The 15,274-nt window shown below is 64.5% G+C and carries 10 protein-coding genes; 5 read left to right on the forward strand and 5 right to left on the reverse strand.

The annotated features are described in order from the left end of the window. The first annotated feature begins 55 nt into the window (after positions 1-55). Positions 56-946: an EamA family transporter gene (locus RTI28_RS01560; RefSeq protein WP_316919105.1), complete on the forward strand. Its 891-nt coding sequence runs from the start codon at positions 56-58 to the stop codon at positions 944-946. 65 nt (positions 947-1,011) lie between these two features. Here the strand turns inward: RTI28_RS01560 and RTI28_RS01565 are convergent, their stop codons facing one another. Continuing rightward, positions 1,012-2,247 carry an NCS2 family permease gene (locus RTI28_RS01565; RefSeq protein ID WP_316919106.1) on the reverse strand — a complete coding sequence of 412 codons (1,236 nt, stop codon included), beginning with the start codon at positions 2,245-2,247 and terminating at the stop codon, positions 1,012-1,014. A 469-nt stretch (positions 2,248-2,716) separates the two neighbouring features. Between RTI28_RS01565 and RTI28_RS01570 the strand changes: the two genes are divergently transcribed. Both RTI28_RS01570 and aqpZ read left to right on the forward strand, forming a co-directional pair. Then, positions 2,717-3,487 (forward strand): GntR family transcriptional regulator, encoded by a 771-nt coding sequence (locus tag RTI28_RS01570; RefSeq protein ID WP_042123248.1) that lies wholly within the window; start codon positions 2,717-2,719, stop codon positions 3,485-3,487. A gap of 192 nt (positions 3,488-3,679) precedes the next feature. Further along, the gene (gene aqpZ / locus RTI28_RS01575) at positions 3,680-4,399 is read left to right on the forward strand and encodes an aquaporin Z (RefSeq protein ID WP_316918814.1); all 720 of its coding nucleotides are present in this window, start codon (positions 3,680-3,682) and stop codon (positions 4,397-4,399) included. Here the strand turns inward: aqpZ and guaD are convergent. The 4 genes from guaD to xdhA form a co-directional block, all read right to left on the reverse strand. Then, the gene (guaD, locus tag RTI28_RS01580; RefSeq protein WP_316918815.1) at positions 4,396-5,700 is read right to left on the reverse strand and encodes a guanine deaminase; all 1,305 of its coding nucleotides are present in this window, start codon (positions 5,698-5,700) and stop codon (positions 4,396-4,398) included. The two genes, aqpZ and guaD, sit on opposite strands and share 4 nt — an antisense overlap. Before the next feature lie 10 nt (positions 5,701-5,710). Next, on the reverse strand, positions 5,711-6,556 hold the full coding sequence (gene xdhC / locus RTI28_RS01585; protein WP_316918816.1) for a xanthine dehydrogenase accessory protein XdhC: 846 nt from the start codon (positions 6,554-6,556) through the stop codon (positions 5,711-5,713). A 139-nt stretch (positions 6,557-6,695) separates the two neighbouring features. Beyond that, on the reverse strand, positions 6,696-9,095 hold the full coding sequence (xdhB, locus tag RTI28_RS01590; protein WP_316918817.1) for a xanthine dehydrogenase molybdopterin binding subunit: 2,400 nt from the start codon (positions 9,093-9,095) through the stop codon (positions 6,696-6,698). After that, positions 9,088-10,539, reverse strand: a complete 1,452-nt coding sequence (gene xdhA, locus RTI28_RS01595) for a xanthine dehydrogenase small subunit (RefSeq protein ID WP_316918818.1) — start codon at positions 10,537-10,539, stop codon at positions 9,088-9,090. The genes xdhB and xdhA overlap by 8 nt, the downstream gene beginning before the upstream one ends. A 462-nt stretch (positions 10,540-11,001) precedes the next feature. On the opposite strand from xdhA, the gene RTI28_RS01600 reads away from it, so the two are divergent. Further along, entirely contained in the window at positions 11,002-11,661 is a 660-nt protein-coding gene (locus tag RTI28_RS01600) for a GntR family transcriptional regulator (protein ID WP_316918819.1), read from the forward strand. Positions 11,662-11,663: 2 nt separating this feature from the next. Continuing rightward, positions 11,664-15,152, forward strand: coding sequence for a chromosome segregation protein SMC (gene smc / locus RTI28_RS01605; RefSeq protein ID WP_316918820.1), 3,489 nt, complete (start codon positions 11,664-11,666; stop codon positions 15,150-15,152). Positions 15,153-15,274: the final 122 nt, after the last annotated feature.

Here is a 15,274-nt window from a genome sequence, read left to right on the forward strand (position 1 = left end):
ATTGGCATGGACGTCAAGGCGCTCCGCCATGACCGCAGAAAAGAACGCCAGACCAATGCACAGAAAACACCTGATTCTCGCCGTGTGCGTCACGGCCGTGTGGGGAGCCAACTTCCCGATCACCAAACTGGGCCTTGCCCGAATCGATCCCCTGCTGCTGACGGCCATTCGCTTTGCGCTTGCCGCCTTTCCCTGGATTTTCCTGGTCAAGCGTCCTCGCATCGCAATCCGCTGGCTCGCCGCTTATGGACTGATCTTCGGCGTAGCCATGTGGGCCCTGATCAATCTGGGAATAGCCCTGGGCGTGCCACCCGGCAGCGCGTCGCTGCTGATTCAGTTCAGTGCGTTCTTCACCCTGGGCTGGGGCGTCCTGTTGTTCCGCGAAGTCCTGACATGGCCGCAGTTGCTCGGCATGGCACTGGCCGCGCTCGGCCTGATCGGAATACTCATGGGAAGTCCGGGAAACGCTACGACGATGGGCTTTCTGCTGGTGATGATCAGTGCCTTGGCCTGGAGCATCGGCAACGTGATCATCAAGGTATCCCGGGTGAAGGAGATCTTCGCCTTCGTGGTGTGGGCCAGTCTTTTTCCGCCGATCCCCTTGCTGTTGCTGACCTGGTATCTGCATGGCCCGGCGCCGTTTTTCACATTGGCGTCCCAGGTGAACGCGGTTGCGGTTTTCTCACTGGCCTTTCAGGTCTATGCCGCCACGCACTTCTGCTATTGGGGATGGAATCTCCTGCTGCGCGAATATCCAGCGTCGAAGGTGGCGCCTCTGTCGCTGCTGATTCCTGTGTTTGGAACCGTCAGTTCGGTCTTCATCGTCCATCAGGCGCCGGGCAGGTGGGAGTGGATTTCCATGGCGCTGATTCTGGCGGCACTCGCCATCGGCATGCGCAAGGGGCGTGCGGTGCAGGGGCGCAAGGCGGCATCCACCACGTCATGACCGGCCATTGGGGGAATGAAAAAGCCCCACCCGAAGGTGAGGCTCCTTGTTCCCGCCAATTCCCGTCAGAGGAAGATGAACTTGGCGATGAAGATCGCGCACAGCACCCACAAGCTGGCGGAAATCTCCTTGTGCTTGCCGGTGAAGGCCTTGAGTACCACGTAGGTGATGAAGCCCAGGGCGATACCATCGGCGACCGAGAAGGTCAGCGGCATCATGATCACGGTGACGATCGCCGGGATGCTGTCGGTGGCTTCGTCCCACTCGATATGCGCCATGCTGCCCATCATCAGCATCGCCACATAGATCAGCGCGCCAGCCGTGGCATACGCCGGAATCATGCCGGCCAGCGGGGCGAAGAACATCGCCGCGACGAACAGCAGGCCCACCACCACCGCGGTCAGGCCGGTACGCCCGCCGGCGGCCACGCCCGCGGCGCTCTCCACATAGCTGGTCACCGGCGGCACGCCGACCACCGCACCGAAGACGCTCGACGCACTGTCGGCCTTCAAGGCGCGGGACAGGTTTTCGATGCGCCCGTCGGCATTCACCAGGTTGGCTCGTTGCGCCACGCCCATCAGGGTCCCGGCGGTGTCGAACATATGCACGAAGAGGAACGCCAGGACCACGGCGATCATGCTGACGTTGAACACCCCGGCCACGTCCATGGCCATCCAGGTCGGTGCCAGGCTCGGCGGCAGCGAGAACACCCCGCCGTACTCCACCAGGCCCAGGCCCCAGCCGGCCAGGGTCACGCTGATGATGCTGATGAGGATCGCGCCGAACACCCGGTGGTAGCTGAGCACCGCGATCATCAGGAAGCACACTGCCGCCAGCAGCGGACCGGCCTCATTGAGGTGGCCGAGCTTGATCAGGGTGGCCGGGCTGTCGACGACGATGCCCGCGGTTTTCAAGCCGATCAGTCCGAGAAACAATCCGACGCCGGCGCCCATGGCGTGACGAAGGCTGACCGGGATGCTGTTGAGCAGCCATTCGCGCACGCGGGAAAGGGTCAGGAACATGAACAGCACCCCGGAAACGAACACCGCGCCCAGTGCGGCCTCCCAGGTGTAGCCCATGGTCCCGACCACGGTGTAGGTGAAGAAGGCGTTCAGGCCCATGCCGGGTGCCAGCCCGACCGGCCAGTTGGCGTAGAGCCCCATCAGCAGGCAGCCGAGGGCGGCGGCGATGCAGGTGGCGACGAAGGCCGCACCGTGATCGATGCCGGCATCGGCCATGATGTTGGGGTTGACGAAGATGATGTAGGCCATGGTGATGAAGGTCGTCACGCCGGCGATCATTTCGGTCTTGATGCTGGTGCCGTGTTGCTTGAGTTTGAAAATCCGTTCCAGCCAGCTCGTTTCGAGCGGTGGCGCGAGATCCAGCGTAGGTGCGTCGGATTTGCGGCTTTCCACAGCGAGTACTCCTCAAGTCTTTCTTGTTTTTTCAGAGCTGGTCCTGCGCTAGTCACTGGGGGCTCTGCGAGGGAAGGTGTTTGGCGAAGCATCCTGATTAGTTGACTCAGAAGTCAGGTTGCTGCCGGTGGATTATCCTTTTGTATACAAAGAATGCAAATACTGTTTTATTAGATGTGCGCACATTCCTGGTCGCAGGGGCTATAACGAACCACCGTGCCTGCAGAAATGCCGATTGCTGTGTACAATGCGGCAATACCTTCTGCCGTTAATTTTCTACCCAGGACTTGCCATCGCCCCACTGGCTGGTATTACAGTCGAGGTCCGATCGGTGAATCTCCGTGCGCGAGTGCCCATGAACGAACAGCTACAACCCCTCAAGAAAACCCCGCGGGCCGGCAAGACCGGTGGCCGCAGCGGCACCCAGGATGACATCGTCTACGCGCATATCTTCGAAGCCATCCTCGAACAACGGCTGGCACCGGGTACCAAGTTGAGTGAGGAAGCACTGGGCGAGATCTTCGGCGTCAGCCGTACCATCATCCGCCGCGCGCTGTCGCGCCTGGCCCATGAAAGCGTGGTCCTGCTGCGGCCCAACCGCGGCGCGGTAGTCGCCAGCCCGACCGTCGAGGAAGCCCGCCAGGTGTTCTTCTCGCGGCGCATGGTGGAGCGGGCGATCACCGAGCTCGCCGTGCAGCACGCCACCGCCGAGCAACTCAACGAGCTGCGCGAGATGGTCCGCGAAGAGCGCGACAGCTTCTCCCGTGGCGATCGTGGCGCCGGTATCCGTCTCTCCGGCGAATTCCACCTCAAGCTCGCCGAAGCCGCCGGCAATGCGCCGCTGATCAGCTTCCAGCGCAGCCTGGTGTCGCAGACCTCGCTGATCATCGCCCAGTACGAAAGCGGCAACCGCTCGCACTGCTCCTATGACGAGCACATGCAGCTGATCGACGCCATCGAGGCCCGCGACGCGGCCAAGGCGGTGGACCTGATGATGCACCACATGGACCACATCGACAGCAAGCTCAACCTCGACGAGGAAAGCGCCTCGGACGACCTCCACGCGGTGTTCTCGCACCTGCTGCAGAGCAAGAAGCGCGGTAGTTCGGTGCCAGCCAAAGGCTGACGCTTTCGGCGCCAGAACGGGGCCGTTGCGCTGTCACCAATGAGGTGGCGGCGCAACGGCCCCGTTTCGTTTGCAGCCCCGGCTGGCGGGCGTTTGCCGCTCTGCTAGATTGATTCTGCTACAGGTTCGCAAACCTTCATCAAGGCAGTTGGGCTTGCGCTTATCGGCGTACCGCTTCTTGAGGATCGACAGATGTCTATGCCCCTTGGCAAACGCATGGCGGCTGAATTGATAGGGACATTCTGGCTGGTGTTGGGTGGTTGTGGCAGTGCGGTGCTGGCGGCGTCGTTTCCGACCGGCACCAATCTGGTCGGCATTGGCCTGGTGGGCGTGTCCATCGCCTTCGGCCTGACGGTCCTGACCATGGCGTTCGCCATTGGTCATATCTCCGGTTGTCATCTCAATCCCGCGGTATCGCTGGGCCTGGTGGTGGGCGGGCGTTTTCCGCCGCGGGAGCTGCTGCCCTACATCGTTGCCCAGGTGATCGGCGCCATCGTCGCGGCAGCGCTGATCTACGTCATCGCCAGCGGCAAGGCCGGTTTCGAGCTGTCGTCGGGACTGGCGTCCAACGGCTACGGCGAGCATTCGCCGCAGGGCTATTCGTTGGCGGCGGGATTTGCCAGCGAGGTGGCGATGACCGCGATGTTCATCCTGATCATCATGGGGGCCACCGATTCGCGCGCCCCGGCGGGCTTCGCGCCGATCGCCATCGGCCTGGCGCTGACGCTGATCCACCTGATCTCCATTCCCGTGACCAACACCTCGGTCAACCCGGCGCGCAGCACCGGGCCGGCCTTGCTGGTGGGCGGCTGGGCGATCCAGCAGCTGTGGTTGTTCTGGGTGGCGCCGCTGATCGGGGCGGTGATCGGCGGCGCGGTGTATCGCGGCGTTTTCGGCGCAGGGAAAACCTAGCGCTGGTGCACGCAGTTACCGGCGGCAAAGGTCTGCCGGATGGTCCGGTCATCGCCCAGGGTAGTCAGCACGAACAGGGTTTCCTCGATGCTGTTGGACTGCTGCAGGCGGTAGTCCAGCAGCGGCGTGGCCTTGTAGTCGAGCACCACGAAGTCGGCATCGTTGCCGGCCTTGAGGCTGCCGATCCGGTCATCCAGGCTCAGCGCCCGGGCACCGCCGAGGGTGGCCAGGTACAGCGACTTGAACGGATGCAGGCGCGCGCCCTGCAGCTGCATGACCTTGTAGGCCTCGTTCAGCGTATTGAGCAGCGAGAAGCTGGTGCCGGCGCCGACGTCGGTGCCCAGGCCGACCTTGACCTTGAACTGCTCGGCCTGGGGCAGGTTGAACAGGCCGCTGCCGAGGAACAGGTTGGACGTCGGGCAGAACGCCACCGCTGAGCCGGTTTCGGCCAGGCGCTGGCATTCGGCGTCGCACAGGTGCACGCCGTGGGCGAACACCGAGCGCTCGCCGAGCAGCTTGAAGTGGTCGTACACGTCCAGGTAGCCGTTCTGCTCGGGGAACAGCGATTTCACCCAGTCGATCTCCTTGAGGTTCTCGCTCAGGTGGGTGTGCATGTACAGGTCCGGGTACTCACCGAGCAGTTGCCCGGCCAGTTGCAGTTGCTCCGGGGTGCTGGTCGGGGCGAAGCGCGGGGTCACCGCGTAGTGCAGGCGGCCCTTGCCGTGCCAGCGCTCGATCAGCGCCTTGCTCTCGCTGTAGCTGGATTCGGCAGTGTCGGTCAGGTAGTCCGGGGCGTTGCGGTCCATCATCACCTTGCCGGCGATCATCCGCAGGTCGAGGCGCTCGGCCTGCTCGAAGAAGGCGTTCACCGACTCCGGATGCACGCTGCCGAACACCAGCGCGGTGGTGGTGCCGTTGCGCAGCAGTTCCTCGATGAAGATCTTCGCCACCTTGTCGGCATGGGCCTTGTCGGCGAACTGCTTCTCGCAGGGGAAGGTGTAGGTGTTCAGCCAGTCCAGCAACTGCTCGCCGTAGGAACCGATCATGCCGGTCTGCGGGAAGTGGATATGGGTGTCGATGAAGCCCGGGGTGATCAGGGCGTCCTGGTAGTGCACCACCTCGATATCGGCGGGCAGGCTCGGCAGCAGCTCGCTGGCATGGCCCAGGGCGCTGATCCTGCCCTGGTCGACCACCAGCAGGCCGTCCTCGAAATACTCGAAGGAGTTTTCCACGCCCACGTCGGCGGGGTCGGCGATGCTGTGCAGGAGGGCGGATCGGTAGGCTTTGCGGGTTGCGCTCATAACGGTCTCGTCAGATGGCGTGGCTGCGCCGGGAGGGCGGCAGCAGTTGGGCGATGGGTTCAGCGTTCACGGCCGGGTTGTGCTGGCCGAAGCTGGCGTTGTAGGTGGCGATGATCTCGGCCGCGATGGACACGGCGATCTCGATCGGCAGCTTGCCCTTGACCTCGGCCAGGCCCATCGGGCAGCGCATGCGTTGCATGCGCTCGGCGTCGAAGCCGCGGTCGCGCAGGCGGTGCTCGAACTTGGCGCGCTTGGTCTTCGAGCCGATCAGGCCGAACCAGGTGAAATCGTTGCGCTTGAGGATGGCGGCGGTGAGTTCCAGGTCGAGCTGGTGGTTGTGGGTCATGACGATGCAATAGCTGCCCGGGGGCAGTTCGTCGACCTCATCGACCGGCTCTTCGCTGACGATCTTGCTGACCCCGGCGGGGAGGGTCGCGGGGAATTCCTGCTCGCGCGAATCGATCCAGCGTACCCGGCAGGGCAGCGCGGCGAGCAAGGGTACCAGAGCGCGGCCGACATGGCCTGCGCCGAACACGGCGATCTGCGCCTGCACCGCGCCCATGGGTTCGAACAGCAGCACCGTGGCGCCGCCGCAGCACTGGCCGAGGCTGGCGCCCAGGCTGAAGCGCTCCAGGTGCGGTGATTCGCGGCCTTCGGCGAGCATCTGGCGGGCGATGTGCATGGCCTTGTATTCGAGGTGGCCGCCGCCGATGGTGTCGAACAGGTCGAAGGCACTGACCACCATCTTCGAACCAGCGTTGCGCGGGGTCGAGCCGCGCTCTTCGATGATGGTCACCAGGACACAGGGTTCGCCCTGGGCCTGAAGGTCGGCGAGGGCGTTGATCCATTGATGCATGATGTGGATCCTCTCCAGGATTCTTGTGTTGCCCTTGAGGGCCTCATCGCTGGCAACGCCAGCTCCCACAATGACCGCGTGCACCGCGAACCCTGTGGGAGCCGGCGTTGCCGGCGATGAGGCCGGCCGGTCGGGCGCCTTATTCGGTCACCACCTCGACTTCGACCGCTGCCTCTCGCTTGGCCACCACCTTCCTCATCTGCTCGCAGCCCCACAGCACCCGCTCCGGGGTCGCCGGCGCATCGATGTTCGGCTGCTCGCGGTAGTCGGCGATGCTCGCCACCGCATCCTTGATCGCGCACCAGGCGGCGATCCCCAGCATGAACGGCGGCTCGCCCACGGCCTTGGAATGGAACACCGTGTCTTCCGGGTTCTTGCGGTTCTCCACCAGCTTCACGCGCAGATCGATCGGCATGTCCGCCACCGCCGGGATCTTGTAGCTGGCCGGGCCGTTGGTCATCAGCTTGCCCTTGGCGTTCCACACCAGTTCCTCGGTGGTCAGCCAGCCCATGCCCTGGACGAAGCCGCCCTCGACCTGGCCGATGTCGATGGCCGGGTTCAGCGAGGCGCCGACGTCATGCAGGATGTCGGTGCGCAGCATCTTGTACTCGCCGGTCAGGGTGTCGACGATCACCTCGCAGCACGCCGCGCCGAAGGCGTAGTAGTAGAACGGCCGGCCGCGGGCCTGGTTGCGGTCGTAGAAGATCTTCGGCGTGCGGTAGAAACCGGTGCTCGACAGCGACACCTGGGCGAAATACGCCTGCTGGATCAGCGTCTCGAAGGTGATGAACTCGTCGCGGATGCGCACATGGTTGTTGCGGAACTCGACGTCTTCCTCGGTGACCTTGTACTGCCGCGCGGCGAACTCGACCAGGCGCTGCTTGATGATCTCGGCGGCGTTCTGCGCGGCCTTGCCGTTCAGGTCGGCACCGCTGGATGCCGCGGTCGGCGAGGTGTTGGGCACCTTGTCGGTGTTGGTCGCGGTGATCTGGATACGCTCGAAATCGACCTGGAACACCTGCGCCACCACCTGCGCCACCTTGGTGTTCAGGCCCTGGCCCATCTCGGTGCCGCCATGGTTCAGGTGGATGCTGCCGTCGGTGTAGATGTGGATCAGCGCACCGGCCTGGTTGAGGAAGGTCGCGGTGAACGAGATGCCGAACTTCACCGGGGTCAGCGCCAGGCCTTTCTTGAGGATCGGGCTGTTGGCGTTGAAGCGGCGGATCGACTCGCGGCGCTCGGCGTAGTCGGCGCTGGCTTCCAGCTCGGCGGTCATCTCCTCGAGCATGTTGTGCTCGACGGTCTGGTAGTAGTGGGTGACGTTGCGCTCGGTCTTGCCGTAGTAGTTGGCCTTGCGCACCGCCAGCGGATCAAGTGCCAGGTGGCGGGCGATACGGTCCATGACCTCCTCGATGGCGACCATCCCCTGCGGCCCGCCGAAGCCGCGGTAGGCGGTGTTCGACGCGGTGTTGGTCTTGCAGCGGTGGCCGTGCACGGTAGCATCGCCGAGGTAGTAGGCGTTGTCCGAGTGGAACATCGCGCGATCGACGATGGAACCCGACAGGTCCGGGGAATAGCCGCAGTTGCCCGCCAGATCGAAGTCGATCCCGTGCAGGCGGCCGTTATCGTCGAAGCCGACGTCGTATTCGACGTAGAAGGGGTGGCGCTTGCCGGTCATGGTCATGTCTTCGACCCGTGGCAGGCGCATCTTGGTCGGCTGGCCGGTGAGGCGCGCGATTACCGCGCACAGGCACGCCGGGCTGGCCGCCTGGGTTTCCTTGCCGCCGAAGCCGCCGCCCATGCGGCGCATGTCGAGGACGATCTTGTTCATCGGCACGTCGAGCACTTCGGCCACCAGCTTCTGCACCTCGGTGGGGTTCTGCGTCGAGCAGTAGACGATCATGCCGCCGTCTTCGGTAGGCATCACCGAGGACACCTGGGTCTCCAGGTAGAAGTGCTCCTGGCCGCCGATGTGCAGCGTGCCCTGCAGGCGGTGCGGGGCGCTGGCCAGGGCGCTGGCCGAGTCGCCGCGCTGGTGGGTGTGGCTGTCGAGGACGAAGTGCTTCTTGCGGAAGGCCTCGACCACGTCGAGCACCGGCTCCAGGTCCTCGTACTCGATGATCGCCGCCATCGCCGCGCGGCGCGCGGTGTCCAGGTCGCGGGCGGCCACGGCGACCACCGGCTGGCCGAAGAACTCCACCTTGTCGATGGCCAGCAGCGGATCGCCGGCGACCACCGGGCCGATGTCCTTCAGGCCGGGGATGTCTTCATGGGTGATGGCGATGCGCACGCCCTCGAAGGCGTAGCACGGGCTGGTATCGACCTTGAGGATGCGCGCGTGGGCGCGGTCTGCGGTGCGCGCGTAGACGTGCAACTGGTTGGGGAATTCCAGGCGGTCGTCGATGTACACCGCTTCGCCGGACACCTGTTTGTCGGCGCTGTCGTGCTTGACGCTGCGACCGACCCCGGTGGTCAGGTCCTGGCTGAACAGCTCGGCCAGTTCCGCCTGGCTCTTGGCGACGTGATGATGGTTAGACATAAGCGGTCACCCGGGTCTCGATGTGCGGTGTTTGCAGTTCGACAAAGTACTTGCGCAGCAGGTTCTGCGCGCCCAGCAGACGGTATTCCTTGCTCGCGCGGAAGTCCGAGAGCGGGGTGAAGTCCTCGCCCAGGGCCAGGCAGGCCTTTTCCAGGGTGGCCTGGTTGAACGGTTTGTCGGTCAGCGCGGCCTCGCAGGCGCGGGCGCGTTTCGGGATCGCCGCCATGCCGCCGAAGGCGACCCGGGCCTGTTCGATCACACCGTTCTCGATGCGCAGGTTGAACGCCGCGCACACCGCGGAAATATCGTCGTCCAGGCGCTTGGACACCTTGTAGGCGCGGAACGCCCAGTGCTCGCGGGGTTTCGGCACGATGATGCGCTCGATGAACTCGCTTTCCTGGCGGGCGGTGACGCGGTAGTCGATGAAATAGTCTTCCAGCTTCAGGGTGCGGCTGTCGTTGCCCTTGCGCAGGACAATTTGCGCGCCGAGGGCAATCAGCAGGGGTGGCGAGTCGCCGATCGGCGAGGCGTTGCCGATGTTGCCGCCGAGGGTGCCCTGGTTGCGGATCTGCAGCGAGGCGAAGCGGTGCAGCAGCTCGCCGAAGTCCGGGTACTCGGCGCTGAGGGCGTCGTAGCAGTCGGTCAGCGGGGTAGCGGCGCCGATTTCGATACGGTCGTCGAAATGCTCGACGCGCTTCAGTTCGGCGACGTTGCCCACGTAGATCATCACCGGCAGGGTGCGGTGGAACTGGGTCACTTCCAGGGCCAGGTCGGTGCCGCCGGCGAGCAGGCGGGCCTCCGGGTGCGAGCCGTAGAGGTCGGCCAGGTCGGCGACGGTCAGCGGCACCAGGCAGCGCTTGTCGCCGCTGTTGAGCTCGCCGGTTTCACTCGGGGCGATGGCCTTGAGGCGCTCGATGGTCTGCGCCTGGGCGGCGTCGAACTGGTCGGGCCTGGCCTGGCAGCAGGCCTGGTCGGCGGCGGCGAGGATCGGCCGGTAGCCGGTGCAGCGGCACAGGTTGCCGGCCAGGGCTTCCTGGGCCTTGTGCAGGTCCGGGGCATCGCTGTTCTTCTGCAGGGCGAACAGCGACATGACGAAGCCCGGGGTGCAGAAGCCGCACTGCGAGCCATGGCAGTCGGCCAGCGCCTGCTGCACGCTGTGCAGCTTGCCCTGGTGCTTCAGGCCCTCGACGCTGATCAACTGCTTGCCGTGCAGCGAGGAAACGAAGGTCAGGCAGGAGTTCAGGCTGCGGTAGCGCAGGCTGTCCTTGCCGTCTTCCTGGGTGAGTTCGGCGACCACCACCGAGCAGGCACCGCAGTCACCACTGGCGCAGCCCTCCTTGGTACCGGTCTTTCCCAGATGCTCGCGCAGATACTCGAGCACCGTCATGTTGGGGTCCAGGGCATGCTCACTGCGCAATTCCTGGTTCAAGAGAAACTGGATCACGGAAGGGCCTCACAAGCGAAATTATTGTTGTTGAGCGGACTGAAGCGGAATGTATTCAGCCTTGACTTTCCGGTCAATGATTTTCTGACTCAAAGGTCAGGAAAATTTCCATGGCTAACTCCGAAGTGCTGTCTTTCAGTGTAGGAGAACACGATGTCTGTCGTAGGCGTGGCCACTTCTTGTAGGAGCGTGGCTTGCCCGCGAAGGACTGCGTAGCGGTCCCATATTGCCTGTTGTCGGATTCAGGACCGCTACGCAGTCCTTCGCGGGCAAGCCACGCTCCTACAGCCTCAACGCCACGACCATCGCGTTTTCAATCTGGAACTCTGCAAGCAGCATGCCGACGATTCGACTAGCCTGAGCGGTACCTTCGTGCAGTTGACGGCGCCTTTCATGCTGGCAGCAGGGCATTTGCGGTACACTTCCGCGTTTTTAGCCGTTAACCGATTTCGAAGGAAAACCATGACGTTCAAGGCGCCGGACAGCCTCTCCGAGCAAATTGCCCATCACCTGGCCGAGCAGATCATCGGTGGGGTACTCAAGCCCGCCGAGCGCATCCAGGAACAGAAAGTCACCCAGGCGCTGAATGTCAGCCGCGGTTCGGTGCGCGAAGCCTTGCTGATCCTTGAGCGGCGTCATCTGGTGACCATCCTGCCCCGTCGTGGCGCCCATGTGACCGAACTCAACGAGCACAACGTGCGCAGCCTGTGCACCCTGATGGGCGAGCTGTACATCCTGCTCGGCAACGCCGTGGCCAGCGGCTACCAGAGCCAGGCCGACCTGGCGCCGTTCCTCGCCATTCAGCAGCGCCTGAGCCAAGCCTGCGAGCGCAAGGACATCCGCGCCTTCGTCGAGGAAAGCTTCGCGGTGATGCGCGCCGCCTATCCGTTCGCCAACAACCCTTACCTGCAGGAGACGGTGGAAAACCTGCAGCCGGCCATGAGCCGTACCTATTACCTGGCCCTGGACCGGCGCAAGGCGGAAATGAACGATTTCCTCGTGCTGTTCGCCCGCCTGCTGCAGGCGGTGATCGCCCGCGACCTGACGCAGATCCGCGACGTGCTCAGCCAGTACTGCCAGCGCAGTTGCGAGCTGGTGTTGTCGGCGTTGGTGACTGACTGACCATGCGCCTCAAGTGCATCCGCCTGGCGGGGTTCAAGTCGTTCGTCGACCCGACCACCGTGAATTTCCCCAGCAACATGGCCGCCGTGGTCGGGCCCAACGGCTGCGGCAAGTCCAACATCATCGACGCCGTGCGCTGGGTGATGGGCGAAAGCTCGGCGAAGAACCTGCGCGGCGAGTCGATGACCGACGTCATCTTCAACGGCTCCACCAGCCGCAAGCCGGTGAGCCAGGCGAGCATCGAACTGGTCTTCGACAACAGCGACAACACCCTGGTCGGCGAATACGCCGCCTACGCCGAGATCTCGATCCGGCGCAAGGTCACCCGCGACGCGCAGAACACCTACTACCTCAACGGCACCAAGTGCCGGCGCCGTGACATCACCGATATCTTCCTCGGCACCGGCCTCGGCCCGCGCAGCTACTCGATCATCGAACAGGGCATGATCTCCAAGCTGATCGAGGCCAAGCCCGAGGAATTGCGCAACTTCATCGAGGAAGCCGCAGGCATCTCCAAGTACAAGGAGCGCCGCCGCGAAACCGAGAACCGCATCCGCCGCACCCAGGAAAACCTCGAGCGCCTCACCGACCTGCGCGAAGAGCTGGAGCGCCAGCTCGAACGCCTGCACCGCCAGGCCCAGGCCGCGGAGAAGTACAAGGAATACAAGGCCGAGGAACGCCAGCTCAAGGCGCAGCTGGCGGCCCTGCGCTGGCGCGCGCTGGATGAGCAGGTGCGCCAGCGGGAAAGCGTGATCGGCGACCAGGAGGTGTCCTTCGAGGCCCTGGTGGCCGAGCAGCGCAATGCCGATGCGAGCATCGAGCGCCTGCGCGACGGTCACCACGAGCTGTCCGAGCGTTTCAACCAGGTGCAGGGCCGCTTCTATTCGGTGGGCGGCGATATCGCCCGCATCGAGCAGAGCATCCAGCACGGCCAGCAGCGCCTGCGCCAGTTGCAGGACGATCTCAAGGAAGCCGAGCGCTCGCGCCTGGAAACCGAGTCGCACCTGGGCCACGACCGCACCCTGCTGGCCACCCTCGGCGAAGAGCTGGAAATGCTCGAGCCGGAACAGGAAATGACCCTCGCCGCCGCCGAAGAAGCCTCGGCCACCCTCGAGGAAGCGGAAACCACCATGCACGGCTGGCAGGAGCAGTGGGACAGCTTCAACGCCCGCTCCGCCGAGCCGCGGCGCCAGGCCGAGGTGCAGCAGTCGCGGATCCAGCAGCTGGAGCACAGCCTCGAACGTCTGGCCGAGCGTCAGCGCAAGCTGGGCGAGGAGCGCGAGCAGCTCAGTGCCGACCCGGAAGACGCGGCAATCCTCGAACTGGCCGAGCAGGTCGCCAGCAGCGAACAGGTCCTGGACGACCTGCACCTGGAAGAACAGCAGACCGCCGAGCGGCTCGACACGCTGCGCGAGCAACTGCAGCAGGCCACCCAGGCGCAGCAACAGGCCCAGGGCGAACTGCAACGCCTGGGTGGCCGCCTGGCCTCCCTGGAAGCCCTGCAACAGGCCGCGCTGGAGCCGGGCAAGGGCGCCGGCGAGTGGTTGCGCGAGCACGGCCTGGAACAGCGCCCGCGTCTGGCCGAGGGCCTGCGGGTCGAGCCGGGCTGGGAGCTGGCGGTGGAAACCGTGTTGGGCGCCGACCTGCAGGCGGTGCTGGTGGATGGCTTCGCCGGGCTGAGCTTCGCCGGCTTCGACCAGGGCGAACTGCGCCTGCTGGATGTCGCCGCCGGTGCGCCGCGGCTGCCTGGCAGCCTGCTGGACAAGGTTGAGGGTGCGGTGGATCTGGCGCCCTGGCTGGGCCTGGTGCGCCCGGTGGAAACCCTCGATCAGGCCCTGGCCCAGCGCGAGCGCCTGGCCGCTGGCGAAAGCCTGGTCAGCCGCGACGGTTACTGGGTCGGTCGGCATTTCCTGCGGGTCAGCCGCGCCAGCGATGCCCAGGGCGGCGTGCTCGCCCGTGGCCAGGAGCTGGAGCGCCTGGCCCTGGAGCAGGACCAACAGGAAGCCCGCCTGGCCCAGCTGGACGAGCAACTGGGCGATCTGCGCGAGCAGCAGCGCCACCTCGAAGACAGCCGTGAGCAACTGCGCCGCCGTGCCCAGGACGAAACCCGCCAGCAGGGCGAACTGAAGGCCAAACTCTCCGCCGGCAAGGCCCGCGCCGAGCAGTTGAACCTGCGGCGCCAACGTCTCGAGGACGAACTGGCCGAAGCCGCCGAGCAGCGCGGCCTCGAACAGGAGCAACTGGGCGAGTCGCGGCTGATCCTGCAGGAAGCGCTGGAACTGATGGCCCAGGACACCGAACAGCGTGAACAGCTGTTGGCCCGGCGCGACGGCCTGCGCGAAAACCTCGACCGGATCCGCCAGGAAGCCCGCCAGCACAAGGATCACGCCCACCAGTTGGCAGTACGCCTGGGCTCGCTGCGCGCCCAGCACGATTCCACCCGCCAGGCCCTGGAGCGTCTGGAACTGCAGTCCGAGCGCCTGACCGAGAAGCGCGAACAGCTCAGCCTCAACCTGGAGGAGGGCGAGGCCCCGCTGGAAGAACTGCGCCTGAAGCTGGAAGAGCTGCTGGAAAAACGCATGAGCGTCGACGAGGAGATGCGCCAGGCGCGTCTGCACATGGACGACGCCGACCGCGAACTGCGCGACGCCGAGAAGCGCCGCAGCCAGGCCGAGCAGCAGTCGCAGCTGCTGCGCGGCCAGCTGGAAAACTACCGCCTGGAATGGCAGGGTCTCAGCGTGCGGCGCAAGACCCTGCAGGAACAACTGCACGCCGACGGCTATGACCTCGACGGCGTGCTCGCCACCCTCACCGAGCAGGCCAGCGAGCCGGAAGCCGAGGCCGAGCTGGAGCGCCTCGACGCGCGCATCCAGCGCCTGGGCGCGATCAACCTGGCGGCGATCGAGGAGTACCAGCAGCAGTCCGAGCGCAAACGCTATCTCGATGCCCAGGATGCCGACCTGGTGGAAGCCCTCGACACCCTGGAAAACGTCATTCGCAAGATCGACAAGGAAACCCGCAACCGCTTCAAGGATACCTTCGATCAGATAAATGCCGGATTACAGGCACTTTTCCCGAAAGTTTTCGGTGGCGGCAGCGCTTATCTGGAACTGACGGGCGAAGATCTACTCGATACAGGGGTGACGATCATGGCGCGCCCGCCTGGCAAGAAGAACAGCACCATTCATTTGCTCTCCGGCGGTGAAAAGGCGCTGACTGCCCTGGCCCTGGTATTCGCCATTTTCAAATTGAACCCCGCACCGTTCTGCATGCTCGACGAAGTCGATGCGCCGCTGGACGATGCCAACGTCGGCCGGTATGCGCGACTGGTGAAAGAGATGAGTCAGACCGTTCAGTTCATCTATATCACCCACAACAAGATCGCCATGGAAATGGCCGACCAGTTGATGGGCGTGACCATGCACGAGCCAGGTTGCTCGCGGCTTGTGGCGGTGGATGTGGAGGAGGCGATGGCCATGGTCGACGCCTGAAACAGGAAAAAGCGCACGATCTTCGAGCAAATTCCCTGTCAGTCGTGACAGACGGTGTAAAGTTATCTTTGGTCGTGCTAGCTTAATGTCAATTTTTCGCGCGTGGGTAAAACGTCAGTCAG

This window comes from Pseudomonas sp. zfem002, from assembly GCF_032621685.1.
GTDB lineage: Bacteria > Pseudomonadota > Gammaproteobacteria > Pseudomonadales > Pseudomonadaceae > Aquipseudomonas > Aquipseudomonas japonica.

What these genes read in the sequence shown, in the direction of transcription:
- RTI28_RS01570 (WP_042123248.1), top strand. Translation starts at nt 2,717, where the DNA reads ATGAACGAACAGCTACAACCCCTCAAGAAAACCCCGCGGGCCGGCAAG.
- xdhC (WP_316918816.1), bottom strand. Translation starts at nt 6,556, where the DNA reads ATGCATCAATGGATCAACGCCCTCGCCGACCTTCAGGCCCAGGGCGAA.
- RTI28_RS01560 (WP_316919105.1), top strand. Translation starts at nt 56, where the DNA reads ATGCACAGAAAACACCTGATTCTCGCCGTGTGCGTCACGGCCGTGTGG.
- xdhB (WP_316918817.1), bottom strand. Translation starts at nt 9,095, where the DNA reads ATGTCTAACCATCATCACGTCGCCAAGAGCCAGGCGGAACTGGCCGAG.
- RTI28_RS01600 (WP_316918819.1), top strand. Translation starts at nt 11,002, where the DNA reads ATGACGTTCAAGGCGCCGGACAGCCTCTCCGAGCAAATTGCCCATCAC.
- guaD (WP_316918815.1), bottom strand. Translation starts at nt 5,700, where the DNA reads ATGAGCGCAACCCGCAAAGCCTACCGATCCGCCCTCCTGCACAGCATC.
- RTI28_RS01565 (WP_316919106.1), bottom strand. Translation starts at nt 2,247, where the DNA reads ATGATCGCCGGCGTGACGACCTTCATCACCATGGCCTACATCATCTTC.
- aqpZ (WP_316918814.1), top strand. Translation starts at nt 3,680, where the DNA reads ATGTCTATGCCCCTTGGCAAACGCATGGCGGCTGAATTGATAGGGACA.
- smc (WP_316918820.1), top strand. Translation starts at nt 11,664, where the DNA reads ATGCGCCTCAAGTGCATCCGCCTGGCGGGGTTCAAGTCGTTCGTCGAC.